Source organism: Saccharothrix variisporea (assembly GCF_003634995.1).
GTDB lineage: Bacteria > Actinomycetota > Actinomycetes > Mycobacteriales > Pseudonocardiaceae > Actinosynnema > Actinosynnema variisporeum.
In genome coordinates this window covers 1,115,561-1,134,725 of the sequence record NZ_RBXR01000001.1, presented here as the reverse complement: position 1 = coordinate 1,134,725, position 19,165 = coordinate 1,115,561, and the positions used below count along the sequence as shown (strand labels likewise).

The following is a 19,165-nucleotide window of genomic DNA, read 5'->3' as shown; positions in this document are numbered from 1 at the left end:
TCTCGGGCGATTGCCCGCTCGTCGGGAGGCGGGTCTGGGGTGGGACGCAGACGGGTGACACTGGCCGACGTGGCCGAGGCGAGCGGCGTGTCCGCGACGACCGCGTCGTTGGTCCTGTCCGGACGCGCGCGGGAGTTGCGCATCTCCGAAGAGGCCGAGCGCCGGGTGAAGGCGACCGCGCACGAGCTCGGCTACCGCCGCAACACCCTGTCGGTCGGCCTGCGCACCGGGCGGTCGCAGACGATCGGCTTCGTCTCCGACACCGTGGCGTCCTCCGACCTGGCGGGCGGCATGATCGAGGGCGCGGTGGAAGCGGCGCACCGGCGCGGGTTCCTGGTGTTCGTCGGCGAGTCCGGCGGCGACCCGGCGGTCGAGCGGGCCTTGGTGGAGGCCATGCACGACCGCCGCGTGGACGGGATCGTGTTCGCCGCCATGTACACCAGGGCGGTCGCGCTGCCCGACGGCCTGCACGATGGGCCGGCCGTGCTGCTCAACGCCACGGCGGCCGGGCGTTCGGCGGTGCACTCCGTGCTGCCGGACGAGATCGGCGCCGGCCGGTCCGCCGCGCAGGTCGTCGTCGCGGCGGGGCACCGGACCGGCGTGCACCTGATCGGCGCGGGGCCGGGCCTGGAGGACATCCCGCCCAACAGCACCGCCGCCGTGGAACGACTGGTGGGCATGCGCGAGGTGTTCGGGGCCGCGGGCGTCGAGGTGGTCAGCGCGCACCGGTGTCCCAAGTGGATGCCCGAGGACGGTTACGCGGCGACCCGCGAAGTGCTGCGCCGCCACCGGCCCCGGGCGCTGGTGTGCTTCAACGACCGGCTCGCGTTCGGGGCCTACCAGGCGCTGGCCGAGGCCGGCCTGTCCGTGCCGGACGACGTCTCCGTGATCGGGTTCGACGACCATCCCATCGCCTCCTGGCTGCGTCCGCGGTTGACCACGGTCGCCCTGCCGCACCACGACATGGGCGTGCGGGCGGTCGAGGTCCTGCTGGGGCTGTTCGAACGGCGCCGGCGCGCGAACCGGATCCCCGTGGTCCACCGGGTCCCGATGCCGGTGCGCGCGGGCGGTTCGGTCGCGCCGCCGCGCGCCGGGAACGCCTAGCCTGTCCGCTCCAAGTCGAGACCTCCCGGGCAGGGTGGTGGTGCGGTCGGCAAGTGTGCCGGCTGTTGTTCACGCTCACAAGAACTTGCGAAAGGCCGGACTAACTCAGGGTGAAGGGCGTGCCAGCTAAAGTGAGCGCTCACAAGTTTAGCTTTGACCGGCTGTGACGGCCTGGTTACATTCCTGGGGTCGACGACGACACAGGGAGACCCCGATGCCCTTCCGACCCTGGACGGCGCTGCGCCGCGCGACCGTCGCGCTGGCCCTGGCCGCGACCGCGGTGTCCGCACCCGTCATCCCGGCCGCCCCGCCCGCGTCCGCCGCCCCCGGCAGCCCCGCGCTCACGCCGCCCCTGGGCTGGAACTCCTGGAACAGCTTCGGGTGCGGCATCACCGAGGCCCAGGTGCGCCAGGCCGCCGACGCGATGGTCTCCTCGGGGATGCGCGACGCCGGCTACCAGTACGTCGTGGTCGACGACTGCTGGTTCGACCCGAACCGCGACAGCTCCGGCAACCTGCGGGCCCACCCGACGAAGTTCCCCAGCGGCATGAAGGCGCTCGGGGACTACATCCACGGCAAGGGCCTGAAGTTCGGCATCTACCAGGCGCCCAACGAGAAGACCTGCGCCCAGGGCGTCGGCACGTTCCCCGGCGCCACCGGCAGCCTGGGCCACGAGGTCCAGGACGCGCGGTCGTTCGCCTCCTGGGGCGTGGACTACCTGAAGTACGACTGGTGCTCGGGCAGCGGCACGCGGGACGAGCAGGTCGCCCGGTTCACCATCATGCGCGACGCCCTGCGCGCCACCGGCCGCCCGATCGTCTACAGCATCAACTCCAACAGCTTCCACAGCCCGACCGGCGACAAGTACAACTGGGGCGAAGTCGCCGACCTGTGGCGCACCACCGAGGACCTGCTGGACATCTGGCAGAACGGCAACACCAACAGCTACCCGATGGGCGTGGGCAACGTCCTGGACATCACCGCCCCGCTCGCCGCCCAGTCCGGCCCCGGCCACTGGAACGACCCGGACATGCTGGTCGTCGGCCGCCCCGGCCTGACCCTCACCGAGTCCCGGGCGCACTTCGCGCTGTGGGCGCTGATGGCCGCGCCCCTCATGGCGGGCAACGACATCCGCACCATGTCCGCGGACGTCAGCGCGATCCTGCGCAACCCGCGCCTGATCGCGGTCAACCAGGACGCGCTCGGCGCGGGCGGACGGCGGGTGCGCGACGACGGCAACACCGAGGTCTTCGCCAAGGCGCTGTCGGACGGCTCGGTCGCGGTCGGCCTGTTCAACCGGGGCAGCGGCACGGCCACCGTCTCCACCACCGCCGCCCAGATCGGCTTGTCCGGCACCGGGTTCACCCTGACCGACCTGTGGACCGGCGGCACGTCCAGCAGCTCCGGCACCATCTCCGCGAGCGTCCCGGCGCACGGCGTGGCCGCGTTCCGGGTCAGCGGCGGCAGCCCCCTGGCCAACACCACGTCCCGCCTGCGCGGCACGGGTTCGGGCCGCTGCCTGGACGTCGACAACGGCTCCACCGCCGCCGGCGCGACCGTGCTGATCTGGGACTGCCACACCGCCGCCAACCAGCTGTGGACGACGTGGGCGGGCGGCGAGGTCCGCGTGTTCGGCGACAAGTGCCTCGACGCCTACAACGGCGGCACCACCAACGGCACCCGCGTGATCACGTGGTCGTGCCACGGCCAGGACAACCAGCGCTGGACGCTGAACTCCGACGGTTCCCTGCGCAACACCCGCTCCGGCCTGTGCCTGGACGTCGAACAGGCCGCGACCGCGAACGGCTCGCGCTTGGTGCTGTGGACGTGCCACGGCCAGCCCAACCAGAAGTGGACACGAGCGTGAAGACTCTCGACTGGCGGCGACGCGCCCTGACCGCCTTATCCGCGGCCGCGTTGGCGGCGACGGGTCTGGTGGCGGTGGGCGTGGTGACCGCGATGCAGGCCGGATCCGCGCAGGCCCTGGAGAACGGCGTGGCGCGCACGCCGCCGATGGGCTGGAACTCGTGGAACACCTTCGGCTGCAACATCAACGAGACGTTGATCCGGCAGATGACCGACGCGATGGTGTCCTCGGGCATGAAGGACGCGGGCTACCAGTACGTCGTGGTCGACGACTGCTGGATGAACCCCAACCGCGACGCCCAGGGCAACCTCCAGGGCGACCCGAGCCGGTTCCCCAGCGGCATGAAGGCCCTCGGCGACTACATCCACGGCAAGGGCCTGAAGTTCGGCATCTACCAGGCCCCGCTGGACAAGACGTGCGCCCAGTACTTCAACTCCTACCCCGGCGCGACCGGCGCGCAGGGCCACGAGGCCCAGGACGCGCGCCAGTTCGCCGCGTGGGGCGTGGACTACCTGAAGTACGACTGGTGCTCGCCCACCGGCACGATCGACGACCAGGTGCGCGTGTTCGCGAAGATGCGCGACGCGCTGGCGGCCACCGGCCGGCAGATCGTCTACAGCATCAACCCCAACAGCATCCACGACAAGACCGGCCCGCGCCGCAACTGGGGCGACGTGGCCAACATGTGGCGCACCACCGAGGACATCACCAACAAGTGGGACACCGGGCAGACCAACGGCTACCCGATGGGCATCCAGAACATCGTCAACGTGACCGTGCCGCTGGCCAACTACGCCCGTCCGGGCGCGTTCAACGACATGGACATGCTGGAGGTCGGCCGGGGCGGCATGACCGACACCGAGATGCGCAGCCACTTCGCGCTGTGGGCGATCATGGCCTCGCCGCTGATCGCGGGCAACGACCTGCGCAACATGAACACGGCCACGTCGACGATCCTGAAGAACAAGGCCCTCATCGACATCCACCAGGACTCGCTGGGGTTGCAGGCCCTCCAGGTGTCCAACGACGGCACCCGGCGGGTGCTGGCCAAGCGGCTGTCCAACGCGGACGTGGCCGTCGCGCTGTTCAACCAGGGCAGCACGACGACGACGGTCAGCACGTTCTCCGCGGCGGTCGGGCTGGAGGGCACGTCGTTCCTCCTGCGTGACGCGTGGACCGGTGCCACCAGCACGTCCTCGGGCACGATCTCGGCCTCGGTCCCGCCGCACGGCACGGTCGTCTACCGGATCACCGCCTCCGGCGGGTTCCCGACGACCACCACGACCACGACCACGACGACGACCACGACGACGACCACGACGACGACGCCCCCGCCGGCCGGTTGCCGGGTCACCGACACGGTCAACGCCTGGAACAACGGCCTGACCTCGGACATCACCATCACCAACACCGGCACGACCCCGGTGTCGGGCTGGTCGCTCGGGTTCACCCTGCCCGCCGGGCAGACCATCACCTCCGGGTGGAACGCCGAGTACTCCCCGACCTCGGGCGCGGTGACGGCCCGGAACGTGTCCTACAACGCCGACATCGCCCCCGGCGCGTCGGTCGCCATCGGCTTCCAGGCCACCCACACCGGCAACTCCGGCAAACCCGCCGCCTTCACCCTAAACGGAGCCGCCTGCACCACCGCCTGACCTCCAACCACCGGGCCGGCCCTTGACGGCCCACCGCCTGACCTCCAACCACCGGGCCGACCCCTGACGGCCCACCGCCACCCCTCGGACCCACCACGTCCGAGGGGTGGCGGCTGCCCGTTCCTCCTCGACCCGTCATGCTGTACGGGCACGACGGAACCCGAGAAGGAGCAGGATGGTCACCCTCGCCGACGTGGCGAAGCACGCGGGCGTGTCGTCCAGCACGGTCAGCTACGTGCTCAGCGGCAAGCGCACGATCTCCGAGGAGACCCGCCGCCGCGTCGAGCAGGCCGTGGCGGAGCTGGGCTACCACCCCAACGCCCGCGCGCGAGCCCTGGCCGCCCGCCGCTCGTACATCATCGCGCTGGTGGTGCCGCTGCGCCCCGAGAGCCACGACCCGACCACGATGGAGATCGCCACCTCGGTCACCATCGCCGCCCGGCAGTACGGGTACGACGTCCTGCTGATCACCAACGACGAGGGACCGGAGGGCGTGCGCCGGGTCGCGTCGAGCGGGTTGGCGGACGGGGTGATCCTGATGGACGTCGAACCGGACGACCAGCGCATCCCGGTGCTGCGCGAGTTGGGCACCCAGGCCGCGCTGATCGGGTTGCCCGACGAACCGGGCGGGCTGTCCTCCGTGGACCACGACTTCGCCGCCGCCGGCGGGTTGTGCGCCGACCACCTGGCGGACCTGGGCCACCGCGAGGTCGCCTTCATCAGCCATCCGCGCCACACCGCACACGCCCTGGGCGGCTTCCGCGACCGTGCTCGGCGGCGCGGCTTGCGGTTCGTGCACCGGGCTTCGGAGGGAACCTACGGGGGCGTGGCGGGCACGTTCGCCCGCATCCTCGCCGACCGGCCCGACACGACCGCTTTCGTGGTCCAGAACGAGGGTGCGATCGGTCCTCTGCTCACGCTTTTGCGCGGCAGCGGCCGGACTGTGCCGGAGGACGCGTCGGTGATCGCGGTCGGGCCGGGCCGGCTGGCCGACCAGCACACTCCGCGGCTGACCGTGGTGTCCGGGCCGGATCAGGAGTTGGGCAGGGTCGCCGTGGAGCAGTTGTTGCGGCGGCTCACCGCCGCGGCCCGGGGTGAGCAGCCGGTGGACGAGCAGGTGCTGCTCACGCCGGTGCTGACGGTCGGCGAAAGCACCGGCCCGAAGGGGTGGGACGGGAAGAGTTGAAAGCGAAAGCTGAAAGCGAAAGCTGAAAAGCGAAAAGCTGAAAAGCTAAAAAGCGGACGCTCGCCGCTGGGCAGGCCCCCGGGGGTGGAAGGGCGTCGGTTTCGTTCCCCCGTCCGGCCTGCCGGAGGCAACCACACTTGGCCCGTTTGAGCAACCGGAAAAGCTGGTTGCACAAACGGGCCAAGTGCGGTTGGGCTGCGCCCAGGCCGGACGGGGGAACGAAACCGAGGCCCTTCCCGTGGGCTTGGCAGCAGGCGAAACGCATTTCGCCCTTCGGGCGTGCGCCTGTGGCGCGGGTCAGGCGGTGGTGCCGGTGACCTCCGTGCCGGACTTGGTGATGTAGTAGGTCAGCTTCTCGCCGCTCCAGTAGTGGAACGTGAGCGTCACTCGGGCGTTGTCCTGGATCTCGGCGAAGAAGTCCGAGGTGAGCGTGGTGGTGCCGGCCGTGTAGTTCGGGGCGAACGTGCGGTCGAACTCCTTGAAGGAAGTCCAGTTGTGCGGGCCGGCGTTGGTGCCGTCGTCGTACTTGGCCTCCATGGTGGCGAGCTGGTCGCCTCGGAAGGTGGTCGGGATGGCGAAGGAGCTCGTGGTGCCGGTGGCGTTCGACAGGATCGGGGTGTCGCGGGTGACCAGGTTGATCCGCCACGGCACGCCCTGCGAGAACCGGGCGTGCAGCACGGCGTTCGTGCCGTACTCCCGTGCGCCGCTCAGCCGGGTGATCAGGGCCGCCGTCAGGGTGAGCTGGTCGCCGGAGACGGTGTAGTCACGGCCCTGCACCAGGTCCGTGGTGCCCTGGCGCAGGCCCTGGAACCGCGTTCCGTTGAGGTTCAGGGTGAGGGTCTTCGCCGTGACGGGCGTGGACTTGGCGGAGAAGATCAGGTCCGAGTACGCCGTGCCGGAGCGGGTGGTCCAGCTGGACTTGATCTGGGCGAACAGCTCCGGGTCCCGCCATGTGTAGGCCGTGCGGTCGAAGTGCTGGCCGTTGTCCCACAACATGGTGGTCAGCTTCTTGGTGCGCGCGTAGTAGCCGAAGTACTCGAAGAACTTCAGCTTCTCGCCCTGCTCGATGGTGCCGGTGTGCCGGTCGAAGCCGAGCAGGCCGTACTCGCCCACGATCACGGGGATGCCGCGTGAGACGAAGGTGTTGTAGGCACGGTCGAAGGTGTCGGTCAGGTCCTTCTGGACGGTCGCGTCGAAGCGGGTGCCGCCGGCGACGTTCACGCTGAACGGCCAGTAGCCGTAGTTGTGGATCGTCGCGACCAGGTACGGGTCGTTGAAGGCGCGGAAGGAGTTGGCCAGGGCGTCCAGATGGGCTTGGTCGCCGGAGGTGTGCAGGGTGGGCAGGACGAGCAGGCGGGTCGCGTTGCCGCTGCCCGACCCGCGCACGATGTCGCGGAAGGAGGCGTTGAGCTCGTGCAGCAGCTGCTCCTCCTGGTCGACGCCGGTGCTGCCGGTGAACTGCGGCTCGTTGACGCTCTCCAGCACCAGCTTCGGACCGAAGTCCTTGACGGCGGCGGCGATCTGGGTCCACAGCGCGTTGTAGCGGGCGAGCACGCCGGCTCGGTCGCCGGGCATGTTCCAGATCCACTGCCACGAGTCGTGGTGCAGGTTGACCATGACGTACAGGTCGTCCTGCAACGCCCAGCCGACGACTTCCTTCACCCGGTCGAGGTAGGCCGGCTCGATGGTGTAGTCGGGCGCGGGGCCGGTGTGGGCGCTCCACGTGACGGGCAGGCGGACGCTCTTGAAACCCTGCGCCTTCACGTTGTCCAGCAACGACTTCGTGATGCGCGGGTTGCCCCACGACGTTTCGTCGCTGCCGGTGGAGTCCAGGGTGTTGCCCAGGTTCCAGCCGGGCTGCATCGCCGCGACCTGTTGCGCGGCGGTGGGTGCCTTGGCGTCGGCGCACCGGACGCCGTTGAGGGCGAACGACGTCGGCGCGGTGTTGGCGCCCGTCCACGAGCCCCTGAAGCCGAACGTCACCGTCCCGTTCGCGGCGATGGCGGCGTTGTACCCGGCGTTCGCGGCGGTGGCCTGGGTGCCGGACGTCGTGACCTCCGCGTTCCACGCGTGGTCGACCCGCTGGCCCGACGGCCACTCCCAGCTCAGCCGCCAGCCGTCGACCGCGTCGCCGCCCAGGTTGTGCACCGCCACCTCGGCGGTGAAGCCGCCGGACCACTGGCCGGTCACCGAGTACGCCACGCCGCACGCGGTGGTCTCGGCGGCGGCCGGCCGGCCCGCGCCCACGACCAGGCCCGCGGCCAGGGTCGCGAACCCGGCTGCCACGGCACCTATCCGGTGTCTCGTCTTGCTGCGCAATCCGAACATGGGACTCCTTACCTCTTGTGGGCCTGGTGCGAACGGGAACGTCCAGAGGCGCGAGCGAAGTGCGTCGAAGCGCTTAAACAAGTGGCGTGAGAGTAGCTACGAGGCTGTGATCCGACAAGGTCCCCGTTCTCAATAGGCGTTGCTGTGCTTGGAGAGTTGACAGGTTTCGTCGGCGCGTGCCAAGGTCGAAGCGCTTCAACGACGAAGGAGCCGCGGATGCCGCTGACCGACGCCCCTCTCGACCACCTCACCGGCTACCGCCCGGACTCGCGGGCACCGCGGGACTTCGACGCGTTCTGGACCCGGACCCTCGCCGAGGCACGCGCCTGCGGGGGAGCGGTGAAGGTCGAGCGGGTCACCGACCGGTTCCTGCTGCGCACGGTCGACGTGGACGACGTCCGCTTCCCGGGCTGGAACGGCGAACCGGTGGCCGCGTGGCTGGTGCGTCCCCGTGACGCGGAAGGACCGCTGCCCGTCGTCGTCACCTACCAGGGGTACAGCGGCGGGCGCGGGCTGCCGACCGACAACCTCCTGTGGTCCGCCGCCGGGTACGCCCACCTCGTCGTCGACACGCGCGGCCAGGGTCACGACACCCCGGATCCCGACCCCGGTTCGGGCACCCAGTGGGCGGAAGGGTTCATGACCCGCGGCATCGAGTCCCCGGAGCACTACTACTACCGCCGCTTGATGACCGACTGCGTGCGCGCCGTGGACGCGGTGGGGGAACTGTCCGGTCTGGACCCCGCGCGCGTGGTCGTGGCCGGCGGCAGCCAGGGTGGCGGCCTGGCCCTGGCGGTCGGCGGCCTGGCGCCGGACCGCGTGGCCGCCGTGATGTCGGACGTCCCCTTCCTGTGCCACTTCCCGCACGCTGCGCAGATCGCCGGCGAGGGGCCGTACGTCGAGTTGGCGAAGTACCTGCGCTGGCACAGCCGGGACCGCGTCGAGCCGACGTTCGAGACGCTGTCCTACTTCGACGGTGTCCACTTCGCGCAGCGGGCGACCGCGCCGGCCCTGTTCAGCGTCGGCCTGATGGACCCGATCTGCCCGCCCTCCACCGTCTACGCCGCCTACAACCACTACGCCGGCGCGGACCGGACGATGACGGTCTGGCCCTTTGCCGACCACGGCGGCGGCTACGGGTCCAACCAGGCCACGCAGCTGGCGTGGCTGCACGAGCACGGCCTCCGGCCAGCCTGACCGGTTGCGCGCGTACCGCACACCGCGCGTCCGGTTTGCGCATCTACCATCGCCGGCGTGAACGAACACCGTCCACCGCAGTGGACCTACCTGGAGGGTGAGTTGGCCCGGCGCGGGCTGACCACCGGAGACCTCGTCCGGGCCACCGGCCTGACCCGCAGTGCCCTGACCGGCTGGCGCCGGGGCCGCTCGCTGACCATCGGCACCGCGCGGTCGATGGCCGAGCTGTTCGGCGTGTCGCTCCTCGACGTCCTGGTCGGCATGCACGTCCTGACCTCGGAGGAGGCCCAGCTGCGGCCGGTCGTGTCCTACGACCCGGCCACCATCCCCGACGACGAGCTGGTCGCGGAAGTCGGCCGCCGCCTCCGCCACCGGCTGTGGGCGTCGCGCTCCCGCCCCGAGCCCGCGATTCGACTTGACAAGGAATCGAACGCGTGTTCGAGTAGTGGGGATGGTGGTTCTCCCCGGCCGCCCCAGGACGCTCCCGACGGGAGCTCGGGCTGACGGAGGCGACACGGCCGTGGACTGGCGGGAGCGGCGGGAGTACGAGGAGATGGTCGAGCGGTTCCGCCGCTTGGTCGGGTCGCTGCCGTACTGGACGGTGCGGGAGCACGACGGGCGGGCGGAGCTGCTCGACGTCGACGGCAGCGAGGTCCTGGTCCGGCTGAACAGCCAGTGGAACCCGAACCTCGCCGCCTTCTTCACCGCCTTCGACCGCTACCGCCTGCTCAAGCTGGTGGCACTGCTGGAAGTCGTCCCCGAGGGCCGCGCCCACCGCGCGGCCACCGAACTCCTCCGCGCCCTGACCCGTGCCGACGAGGACGCCGAGGCGTCGCCGCCGACCACGTGAGCCCGGGGTGGGAAGCCGAGCGGCCGACCCCGGTGGATCGCCGGCGGGTTCGGGCGAGCGGGGCTCACTCCAGGTGTCGGGCGAAGAAGCGGCCCGCGTCGTCGCCCTCGAACCGCGGGACGCCGGTGTGCCCGCCCGTGTTGGCGTGCAACGTCTTCTCCTGGGACCCGAAGGCGTCGAACAGGTCGAGCGCCATCTGCCGGTCGTTGCCCTCGTCGTCCCACTGGAGCAGGACCAGCAGCGGGATGGTGACCTTCCTGGCCTCCTCGAACGTCGAGCGCGGCACGTAGCTCCCGGCGAACAGGACGGCCGCCGCGATGCGCGGGTCGACCGCCGCCAGGCGCGTGGCGATGGCGATCACCCCGCCGGAGAACCCGACCGGGCCGCCGATCCCGGGCAGCGCCAGGAGCGCGTCCAGGGTCGCCTGCCACTCCGGGACCGCCCGGTCGACCAGCGGCAGGACGAGCCGGTCCACGACGTCGTCGGTGACGGGCTCGCCGGCCGCCAGTGCCCGGCGCAGGTCGGTGCGGGCTTGGTCGACGGTCGCGAGAGCGGGGCGGTCGCCGGCGCCGGGGAGTTCGACGGTGGCGCAGGCGTGGCCCGCGGCGGCGGAGTGCCGGGCCCGGGTCACCAGGCGGGGGTACATCCGGTCCAGGCCGCCGGGGTGACCCATCAGGATCAGCGGGGCCGGGGTGGTGGTCGGCGGCGTCCAGAGGATGCCGGGGACCTCGCCGAGGGTAAAGCGGCGTTCGAGGACGCCGTCGTCGAAGTGCTGTTCGGAGGTGAAGCGCATGGTCGTGCCTTTCGGGAGTGCTCGCGAACGGCGCTCCCGGACGACCTACCGCCCGACCGTGACCCCTGAGGGGAGCACCCATGTCGATTCGTTCACGGGTACCACCTCCTCGGTCTCTCGCACGGCCGCCGGAACAGTACCACGGCCAGGCGCGGCGGTCGGTGCCGTGCAGACCCCATGCCGCCCGGTGGGCGTGGGGCGGAAAGCGCTTGCTCGGCGACGGCGGGATGAACCGGTTGGGCCCTTGACCTCGGTCGCGCGGTGCTGCTCTGATGGCTCGGTACGCACCTGGGAGCGCTCCCAGAAATCCGGCGAGTGAAGGAGCAACGGTGCTCTCCACCAACCGAGTGCGGACGGTCGCCGCCGCCACGGCGATCACCGCGCTGACAGGTGGCCTCGTGGTCGCCGGGGTGGCTTCGGCCGCTCCGGGCTGCGGGGTCGACTACGTCGTGACGAACAAGTGGCAGGGCGGGTTCTCCGCCAACGTCACCATCACCAACCTGGGCGACCCGGTCGACGGGTGGCGCCTGGCGTGGACCTTCCCCGGTACCGAACGCTACGGCCAGGGTTGGAACGCGGTGTTCACCACGTCCGGCGCGAGCGTCACTGCGTCCAATGTGGACTACAACCGCGTCATCGCCACCGGTGGCACGGCGTCCTTCGGGTTCAACGGCACGATGAGCGGTACCGAAGTGGGCATACCCACGTCGTTCACGCTCAACGGCACGACGTGCACCGGCGGCGTCAACCCGACGACCACCACAACCTCCACGACCACCACAACCTCCACGACCACCACGACCACCACGACTTCCACCCCTGTGCCCGGTGACCCGACCGGGCGCAAGCAGGTCGAGCGGCTGGACCGCGGGGTGGTCGGGGTGCGGTCGGGCAGCGGCAACCTGGTCAGCTGGCGCCTGCTCGCGGGCGACCCGCGCGATGTCGGCTTCAACGTCTACCGGTCCGGCACGAAGCTGAACCCCTCACCCGTCACGGCGTCCACCAACTACCTGGACGCGGGCGGCCCGATCGGTGCCTCCTACACCGTCCGGGCCGTGGTCGGCGGGGTCGAGCAGCCCGACTCTCCGGCGTCGCTGTCGTTCCCGAGCGGCTACCTGGACGTGCCGATCCAGCCGCCGGCCGGCGGGTACAGCGCCAACGACGCGAGCGTGGGCGACGTCGACGGTGACGGCAAGTACGAGCTGTTCATCAAGTGGTACCCGGACAACGCCAAGGACAACTCGCAAGCCGGCGTCACCGGCAACACCTACATCGACGCCGTGCGCCTCGACGGCACCCGGTTGTGGCGCATCGACCTGGGCCGCAACATCCGCTCCGGCGCGCACTACACCCAGTTCCAGGTCTACGACTACGACGGCGACGGCCGTGCCGAGATCGCGATGAAGACCGCCGACGGCACCCGCGACGGACGGGGCACCGTCATCGGCAACGCCTCCGCCGACTACCGCAACGCCGACGGTTACGTCCTGTCCGGACCGGAGTTCCTCACCATGTTCAGCGGCCTGACGGGGGCCGCGCTGTCCACGGTGAACTACGACCCGCCGCGCGGCACGGTGTCGTCGTGGGGCGACAGCTACGGCAACCGCGTGGACCGCTTCCTGGCCGGCACGGCGTACCTGGACGGCGCTCGCCCGTCGCTGATCATGGCGCGCGGCTACTACACCCGTTCGGTCATCGTGGCGTGGGACTTCCGCGGCGGTCAGCTGGTCAAGCGCTGGACGTTCGACTCCAACGCGTCCGGCAACAGCACGTACGCCGGGCAGGGCAGCCACTCCCTGACCATCGGTGACGTCGACGCGGACGGCCGCGACGAGATCGTCTACGGCGCGGCGGTCATCGACGACACCGGGCGCGGCCTGTGGAACGCCCGAACCGGCCACGGCGACGCCGCCCACCTGGGCGACCTCGACCCGTCCCGGCCGGGGTTGGAGTACTTCAAGGTTTCGGAGAGCAGCGACCAGCCGTCGTCGTTGTTCCTCGACGCGCGCACCGGCCAGATCCTGTGGCAGACCGCGCCCGCGGGCGACAACGGTCGAGGTGTGTCCGGTGACGTCTACGCGGGCAGCCCCGGCGCGGAGTCGTGGTCCAGCGCGGACAGCCAGCTGCGCAACCCGCAGGGGCAGGGCGTGGGCCGCAAGCCGTCGTCGGCGAACTTCCTGCTGTGGTGGGACGGCGACCCGACACGGGAGTTGCTCGACGGCACGCACGTCGACAAGTACGGCACCTCCGGCGACGCCCGCCTGCTCACGGGCGCGGACGTGCACTCCAACAACGGCACCAAGTCCACGCCGTCGCTGAGCGCGGACCTGTTCGGCGACTGGCGGGAGGAGGTCATCTGGCCCACGACCGACAACCGGGCGTTGCGCATCTACACGACACCGCACCAGACCGACCGCCGCATCCCGACGCTCATGCACGACCCGATGTACCGGGTGGCGATCGCCTGGCAGAACACGGCGTACAACCAGCCGCCCCACCCGAGCTTCCACATCGGCAACGGCATGGCCACCCCGCCGTGGCCGGACGTCCACTACGCCGGCTGACCGTCAGCCGACAGTGCGGGTGATCGCCGGCCCACCACCGCCGGCGATCACCGGTCCGCCGGCGACTCGCGCGCAACGACCACCGCCAGAACGATCGTCCGCCCAACGATCGTTCTGGCGGTGATCGTTTCGGGTCCAGCCCATCGCCGGTAGCGCTCACTCCCGTTCGTTCAGCCTCCGCTCGTTCAGCCTCCGCTCGGTCAGCCTTCGATCGTTCTCACTTCGATCGTTTCGGCCACGATCGTTTCCGTCTCGAGCGGTCTTGGTCCGAATGGACGTCTGTTCTCAGGCCGCATCTTGAGCGTTACAGTCTGGGAGCGCTCCCACACCGCTCGCCGGTGACGGAGCGGTCATCGTCGAAGAGTGAGGAGGGGCTCAGTGAAGCGCTCCACCGTTGTCCTAGCGGCGTGCCTGCTGGCGGCCGGCTCGGCGGCTGCCCTGCTGCCGCACGCCATGGCCGCGGCGCAGGGTTGTCGCGTCGACTACACCGTCTCCAGCCAGTGGCAGGGCGGTTTCCAGGCCGGGGTGAAGGTCACCAACCTCGGCGACCCGGTGAGCGGGTGGACGCTCGCGTTCTCGTTCCCCAACACCGGGCAGAAGCTCACCCAGGGCTGGAACGCCACGTGGAGCCAGTCCGGCTCGACGGTCACGGCGGCGAGCCTCGAGTGGAACCGGTCCCTGGGCACCGGCGCGTCGGTCGACCTCGGTTTCACCGGGTCGTGGAGCGGCGCGAACCCCGTGCCCACGGCGTTCACGCTCAACGGCGTGGCCTGCACGGGCACGCCGGTCACCACCACCACGACCACCACGACGACCACCGGCAACCCGCCGGTCGGCCGCACCCCGGTCGAGATCAACGGCCAGCTGCGGGTGTGCGGGGTCAACCTGTGCAACCAGTACAACCGGCCGATCCAGCTGCGCGGCATGAGCACGCACGGCATCCAGTGGTTCGACAAGTGCTACAACAGCGCCTCGCTGGACGCCCTCGCGAACGACTGGAAGGCCGACCTGCTGCGCATCGCGATGTACGTGCAGGAACAGGGCTACGAGACCAACCCGAGCGGGTTCACCAGCCGCGTCAACAGCCTGGTGGACATGGCTGAGGCGCGGGGCCTGTACGCGATCATCGACTTCCACACCCTCACGCCCGGCGACCCGAACTACAACCTGGACCGGGCCAAGACGTTCTTCTCCCAGGTCGCGTCCCGCAACGCCGCCAAGAAGAACGTGATCTACGAGATCGCGAACGAGCCCAACGGCGTCTCGTGGGCGGGCATCAAGTCCTACGCGGAGCAGGTGATCCCGGTGATCCGCGCGGCCGACCCGGACGCGGTGGTGCTGGTCGGGACGCGGGGCTGGTCGTCGCTGGGTGTGTCGGACGGGTCGAACGAGAGCGAGATCGTCAACAACCCCGTCAACGCCACCAACATCATGTACACGTTCCACTTCTACGCCGCGTCCCACAAGGACAACTACCGCTCGACGGTCAGCCGCGCGGCGACCCGCCTGCCGCTGTTCGTCAGCGAGTTCGGCACGGTGAGCGCGACCGGCGGCGGCGCGTACGACCAGTCGAGCAGCACCGCGTGGCTGGACCTGCTGGACCAGCTGAAGATCAGCTACGCGAACTGGACCTACTCGGACGCCGACGAGAGCAGCGCGGCCCTGCGGCCGGGGACGTGCAACGGAAGCACGTACACCGGCAGCGGCGTGCTGACCGAGTCCGGGGCGTTCGTGAAGAACCGCATCAGCACGGCGGACAACTTCCCCACCAGCTGACCGCAGCCAGCCGAACCGGTTGACCCGAACCGGTTGACCCGACCGTGCCCGGCCGCGCTCCGCTGTGAGCCCGGCCGGGCACGTCTCGTGCGTTGGGTTCCCCGGGGTGACCGTGTGACGTCTGGCGGCCCGGGAGGCTAGATCGGGGCGGTCACCTCGACGGTCGTGCCGTAGTCGTGGATGTCCCAGTCGGCCGTGTCCTGGTCGGGCAGCACGACCGTCAGGTGGACCAACCGACCTGACGGGTCGACCTTGGCGTGGAACGGGATCGTGGTCTCCGGGCGGGTGGGCAGCAGCATCCGGCTGTCGAAGGTGCCCTGGAGCTCGCAGTTGGACTGGGTGGCGTCGCCCGAGGACGCCAGGTACTCGACGGTCTTCACCGGGTTGCCCTGGGACACTTGCGGGTCTTGCCACGCCTCCACGTCCACCTTGGTCCACGGCTCGTCGGCGAGGCGGAAGTAGGCGGCGTTGTCCAGGTAGACGATGTCCGTCGTGATGTCGGCGATCCTCGAGTGCAGGCTGGCGGCGGGGCGGGCGTTGTCGATGTAGCCGTCCATGGTGAAGCCGCTGCCGGTGCGGAAGTCGAAGCTGAAGCGGGCGTCGGTGAACTTCTCGCGGGCGGTGTCGATGACGTCCTTCGCGGTGCGGGTGCCGAAGAACGAGTCGCAGGTGTAGTGCTGGTAGGCGGCGTACCCGCCGACGCCCGCCGTGGTGGCGGCGACCAGGGCGCCGGCCACGATCATCTTCGTGGTCACCACACCGCCGAGGCCGGTCGCCGTGGTGGTGCCGGCCGTGGCGCTGTTGGCCGCGACGGCACCGATCCCCGTGCCCACGGCGGACCCCACGGCCGCGCCGCCGATGCCGATCGCGCCCGCCACGGTGGCCGAGTTGTGGTGCAGGTCCCGGCCCGCGATCAGCGTGTCCCGACCGCTCTGGATCACGGTGGACCCGTTGTCGGCACTGGCTTCCTGCTCGACCTCGGGGTCGTCGTCAGCGTTCATCGCGACAGGCTAGGTCCAGCGGCCGGAGGGTCCTCCGCACGAATGCGGGCGCGGAGCACGGCGGTATGAGCTGTTGCGGACGTAGGGCTATTCCGGTTGACGTGGACCCGCCCGAAGGGCTGAACTCCTCGCGCGGTGTCGCGGGTTGCGGGGCCGGTGAGCAGTGGGAAAGGCAGCGATGGAGATCCGTTCCACCACCGACCGGGACCTCGGCGTCTTCGTCGACACCATGCACGCCGCCTTCGGGCGTTTCCCGGAGATCCCGACGGAGGTCGGCGGGCTGTGGTGGTCGGCGTTGGAGGTGGACCGCTGCCTGCTCGCCGTCACCCCGGACGGTCGGCCGGTCGGCACCGCCGGTGCGTACTCCTTCGAGCTGACCCTGCCCGGCGGGGCGGTCGTCCCGGCCGCCGGGGTGAGCCTGGTCGGTGTCCTGCCCACGCACCGCCGCCGGGGCGTGCTCAGCGCGATGGTCCGGCACCAGCTCGCGGACGTGCGGTCCCGCAACGAGTTCCTCGCCGTGCTGCTGGCCACCGAAGCCCCCATCTACGGCCGCTTCGGCTTCGGGCCGGCGACCTACACGCGCCGGCTCACGGTGTCGCGCCACCAAACCGCCCTCGACACCCCGCGCGCACCAGCCGCCGAAAACCCCGGCACGGTCGAGGTGCTGCGGCGGGCCGAGTGCGGTGAAGTGCTGGAAGAGCTCTACGACCGCTACCGCCGCGCACAGCCCGGCGCGTTGTCCCGTCCGCGCCGCTGGTGGGCGACAGGCGCGGGCCAGCCGCCGGTGTCCCAGGCGCCGCGTTACATCGCGCTGCACCGCGACGCGGACGGCGTCCCGGACGGGTACGCGAGTTACTCGCTCGGCGACGGCGGCTCCCTCACCGTCGACGAGGTCATCACCACCGACGACGCCGTGCACACGGCCCTGGCCCGGTTCGCGCTCGGGCACGACCTGGTCACCAAGGTGGTGTTCAAGCACTTCCCGCCCGAGCACCCGCTGCGCTGGCAGCTCGCGGACTTCCGCGCCGGCGAGGTGGGCGACGACACCGACTGGTTGTGGGTGCGGCTGCTGGACGTCCCGCGTGCGCTCACCGCCCGCGGCTGGTTCGCCGACGGGGAGCTGGTGCTGGACGTGGTGGACCCGTTCCTGGCCGAACGGGGCCGCTACCTGCTGACCGCGCGGGACGGGAAAGCCGAGTGCGTGCCCACCGACCGCGCGCCCGACCTGTCGCTGGACGTGCGCGACCTGGGCTCGCTCTACCTCGGCGGCACCACGCCGAGCACCCTGGTCCGCGCCGGGCACGTCCAGGCCCACCACCCGGACGCGCCCGCCGTCGCCGACGCGCTCTTCCGCTCCGACCGCGCCCCGCACTGCCTGCACTGGTTCTGACTGGCCGCCGATCCCCGCTACAGGTCCTCGACCACCTTGTAGTAGCGCAACGGCGTGTAGGCGGCGGCGGTGTCGGCCGTCCACTTGCGTTCCACGGGCGGTTGCCCGTCCGGGCCGGTCTGCTCGCGGACCACGGGTTCGGTCTTCGCCTCGTCCGCCCACCGCACGAACAGCGCCGCGTGGTTGGCGTTGGCCAGGGCGTCGCCGGGGCGCAGGTCGGCGCGCGGGACCTCCGTGGCGACCTCGCGCAACGTGGTGCTGGTGCGGGAGTGGGTCAGGCCCCACGCCATCGAGACGTAGCCGGAGCAGTCGGTGCGGTAGTCGCCGAAAGCGTTGCTGTGGCAGGCGTTCTGGTTGTACGGCACGCGTTCGTCCAACCAGGACTGCGATCTGGACTGCGTTTCGGTGCGTGAGGTGGTGCGGTCCTCCGGCGTGGTGCCGCAGGCGATCGACCCTTCGGGGTCCGCGTGGGCGAGTGGTGCCTGGAGAGCCGCCGTGCAGGCGAGCACGGCGACGAGGGTTCGCGTGGTCATGCGGGGTGGGTGCCCGGCCTCTGCCGGGGTGGGCACCTAAACCACTCGACCGGGCGGTGCGGTGGGCCGGGCGATGCGGGCGGCCACGCCGTCGAGGATGAGGTCGAGGCCCAGGGCGAAGTCCGCGTCGACCGCCACGTCCGCGCCGGGCGGTGGCGCGGCGAACATGGTGGAGGCGAACAGGTTCGCCGTCTCCGGGAAGCGGTCCGGGGTGACCAGGCGCGCCAACGCCATGGCCCACGCGTGTTCGGCGTCGGCCTGGCCCTGTCCCTCCTCGCGGCCCTGGGTCAGTTCGTGCTCCTGGCGGGTCGCCTGGGCCACGTAGCCGCCGATCAGCGACAGGACGCCGACCTTGTGCGCCCAGTCCAGGCCGGTGCCGGCCAGGACGGCCAGCGCGGCCTCCATCCACGCGATCCGGTGGGGGCCGGCGGGCGGGCCGGAGGTCGGCACGTGCGTCAGCCACGGTCGGCGCTGGAAGACCGCCCGCTGCGCGAACGCCCAGGCCCGCAGGCCTTCCCGCCAGTCGTCGGTGGCCGGGCGCTCCGGCGGCGGTCCGAGCGCGAAGTCGGCCATGAGCGCGAGCAGTTCGTCCTTCGAGCCGACGTGCCGGTAGAGCGACATGCCGGTGAACCCCAGCACCTGGGCCACCTTGGGCAGGGTGACGCCGGCCAGCCCGTCGCGGTCGGCGATGTCCACCGCGGTGGTGACGACCTGGTCGATGTCCAGCGCGGGGCGGCGGCCCAGGCGCGACGGCTCGGACATCCGCCACAGCCTGCGCAGCGCCGCCGGCACGAAGTCCTCGCTCGTCATGGTCCTTTTCGTCCGTCCGGCGGCTGGTGGGGCCCATCATGCCAGACCCATATAGTTTGTCTGTGATACTTTGTCGCTGAAACTAAGTCGCTGACACTTCTGGGGGAGACC

Annotated in this window: 15 protein-coding genes; 10 read left to right on the top strand and 5 right to left on the bottom strand. The window is 70.8% G+C overall.

The window, feature by feature from the left end:
* Window positions 1-69: 69 nt before the first annotated feature.
* From DFJ66_RS05090 to DFJ66_RS05075, 4 genes are all read left to right on the top strand, one after another.
* Window positions 70-1,104 (top strand): LacI family DNA-binding transcriptional regulator, encoded by a 1,035-nt coding sequence (locus DFJ66_RS05090; protein ID WP_211350977.1) that lies wholly within the window; start codon window positions 70-72, stop codon window positions 1,102-1,104.
* A 214-nt stretch (window positions 1,105-1,318) separates the two neighbouring features.
* On the top strand, window positions 1,319-2,971 hold the full coding sequence (locus DFJ66_RS05085; protein ID WP_121218415.1) for a glycoside hydrolase family 27 protein: 1,653 nt from the start codon (window positions 1,319-1,321) through the stop codon (window positions 2,969-2,971).
* The gene (locus tag DFJ66_RS05080) at window positions 2,968-4,626 is read left to right on the top strand and encodes a cellulose binding domain-containing protein (protein WP_246029580.1); all 1,659 of its coding nucleotides are present in this window, start codon (window positions 2,968-2,970) and stop codon (window positions 4,624-4,626) included. Before DFJ66_RS05085 ends, DFJ66_RS05080 begins: the two co-directional genes overlap by 4 nt.
* A 175-nt stretch (window positions 4,627-4,801) precedes the next feature.
* Window positions 4,802-5,812, top strand: coding sequence for a LacI family DNA-binding transcriptional regulator (locus DFJ66_RS05075; RefSeq protein ID WP_121218413.1), 1,011 nt, complete (start codon window positions 4,802-4,804; stop codon window positions 5,810-5,812).
* A 297-nt stretch (window positions 5,813-6,109) separates the two neighbouring features.
* On the opposite strand, the gene DFJ66_RS05070 is transcribed toward DFJ66_RS05075, so the two are convergent.
* Window positions 6,110-8,098 carry a cellulase family glycosylhydrolase gene (locus DFJ66_RS05070; protein ID WP_246029579.1) on the bottom strand — a complete coding sequence of 663 codons (1,989 nt, stop codon included), beginning with the start codon at window positions 8,096-8,098 and terminating at the stop codon, window positions 6,110-6,112.
* A gap of 258 nt (window positions 8,099-8,356) precedes the next feature.
* Between DFJ66_RS05070 and DFJ66_RS05065 the strand changes: the two genes are divergently transcribed.
* The 3 genes from DFJ66_RS05065 to DFJ66_RS05055 are packed head-to-tail and all read left to right on the top strand — an operon-like array spanning window position 8,357 to window position 10,187.
* On the top strand, window positions 8,357-9,337 hold the full coding sequence (locus DFJ66_RS05065) for an acetylxylan esterase (RefSeq protein ID WP_121218409.1): 981 nt from the start codon (window positions 8,357-8,359) through the stop codon (window positions 9,335-9,337).
* A gap of 57 nt (window positions 9,338-9,394) precedes the next feature.
* The gene (locus DFJ66_RS05060) at window positions 9,395-9,841 is read left to right on the top strand and encodes a helix-turn-helix domain-containing protein (RefSeq protein ID WP_121218407.1); all 447 of its coding nucleotides are present in this window, start codon (window positions 9,395-9,397) and stop codon (window positions 9,839-9,841) included.
* A gap of 16 nt (window positions 9,842-9,857) precedes the next feature.
* Window positions 9,858-10,187, top strand: a complete 330-nt coding sequence (locus DFJ66_RS05055) for a hypothetical protein (protein ID WP_121218405.1) — start codon at window positions 9,858-9,860, stop codon at window positions 10,185-10,187.
* A gap of 64 nt (window positions 10,188-10,251) precedes the next feature.
* Here the strand turns inward: DFJ66_RS05055 and DFJ66_RS05050 are convergent, their stop codons facing one another.
* Complete coding sequence (locus DFJ66_RS05050; RefSeq protein WP_121218403.1) at window positions 10,252-10,980, bottom strand: dienelactone hydrolase family protein; 729 nt, start codon at window positions 10,978-10,980, stop codon at window positions 10,252-10,254.
* Window positions 10,981-11,309: 329 nt separating this feature from the next.
* On the opposite strand from DFJ66_RS05050, the gene DFJ66_RS05040 reads away from it, so the two are divergent.
* Entirely contained in the window at window positions 11,310-13,544 is a 2,235-nt protein-coding gene (locus DFJ66_RS05040; RefSeq protein WP_281276600.1) for a rhamnogalacturonan lyase family protein, read from the top strand.
* Window positions 13,545-13,922: 378 nt separating this feature from the next.
* Window positions 13,923-15,320 carry a cellulase family glycosylhydrolase gene (locus DFJ66_RS05035; RefSeq protein ID WP_246029578.1) on the top strand — a complete coding sequence of 466 codons (1,398 nt, stop codon included), beginning with the start codon at window positions 13,923-13,925 and terminating at the stop codon, window positions 15,318-15,320.
* Window positions 15,321-15,457: 137 nt separating this feature from the next.
* On the opposite strand, the gene DFJ66_RS05030 is transcribed toward DFJ66_RS05035, so the two are convergent.
* Window positions 15,458-16,321, bottom strand: coding sequence for a hypothetical protein (locus tag DFJ66_RS05030; RefSeq protein WP_121218397.1), 864 nt, complete (start codon window positions 16,319-16,321; stop codon window positions 15,458-15,460).
* 178 nt (window positions 16,322-16,499) lie between these two features.
* On the opposite strand from DFJ66_RS05030, the gene DFJ66_RS05025 reads away from it, so the two are divergent.
* Window positions 16,500-17,711, top strand: coding sequence for a GNAT family N-acetyltransferase (locus DFJ66_RS05025; RefSeq protein WP_121218395.1), 1,212 nt, complete (start codon window positions 16,500-16,502; stop codon window positions 17,709-17,711).
* Between the two features lie 17 nt (window positions 17,712-17,728).
* Here the strand turns inward: DFJ66_RS05025 and DFJ66_RS05020 are convergent, their stop codons facing one another.
* Together DFJ66_RS05020 and DFJ66_RS05015 are read right to left on the bottom strand one after the other, a co-directional pair.
* A complete protein-coding gene (locus DFJ66_RS05020; RefSeq protein ID WP_121218392.1) occupies window positions 17,729-18,244 on the bottom strand; it encodes a hypothetical protein in 516 nt (171 codons plus the stop codon).
* Between the two features lie 36 nt (window positions 18,245-18,280).
* Window positions 18,281-19,054, bottom strand: coding sequence for a TetR/AcrR family transcriptional regulator (locus DFJ66_RS05015; RefSeq protein ID WP_121218390.1), 774 nt, complete (start codon window positions 19,052-19,054; stop codon window positions 18,281-18,283).
* Between the last annotated feature and the right edge of the window lie 111 nt (window positions 19,055-19,165).